Origin of the sequence: Pseudomonas sp. PDM30, assembly GCF_019218985.1 — a bacterium.
In the GTDB taxonomy this organism is placed as follows: Bacteria; Pseudomonadota; Gammaproteobacteria; order Pseudomonadales; family Pseudomonadaceae; genus Aquipseudomonas; species Aquipseudomonas jessenii.
This window is the reverse complement of record NZ_JAHUWM010000028.1, coordinates 1-359: the sequence shown is the minus strand read 5'-3', so window position 1 is coordinate 359 and position 359 is coordinate 1. Positions and strand designations below refer to the sequence as shown.

1 protein-coding gene is annotated in these 359 nt (G+C 64.9%); it reads left to right on the top strand.

The annotated features are described in order from the left end of the window. The coding region (locus KW840_RS28315) for a VCBS domain-containing protein (protein WP_218498469.1) at window positions 1–359 on the top strand (359 nt) is incomplete at both ends.

Below are 359 nucleotides of genomic sequence, written 5' to 3'. Positions count from 1 at the left end.
GACCTACACCCTGGCCAACGGCACCAATGGTGTCGCCAGTGCGGTGCAGTCGCTGAAGGCGGGCGAGAGTCACAACGAAGTGTTCAGCGTGCAGGTTAGCGACGGCCTCGGCGGCGTCGACACCCAGTTGGTGACCGTCACCGTCACCGGCAGCAACGACGCGCCAGTGCTCAGCTTCGCGACCGGCCATGATGCCGGCGCGGTGCAGGAAGACAGCACGCTCAGCGTCAGTGGCCAGTTCAGCTCGGTCGACATCGACCACGATGCCACCGCCACCTGGAGTATTGCCGGGTCAAATACCGGCACCTATGGCTCGATCGCCGTGGACAACAGCGGCCAGTGGACCTACACCCTGGCCA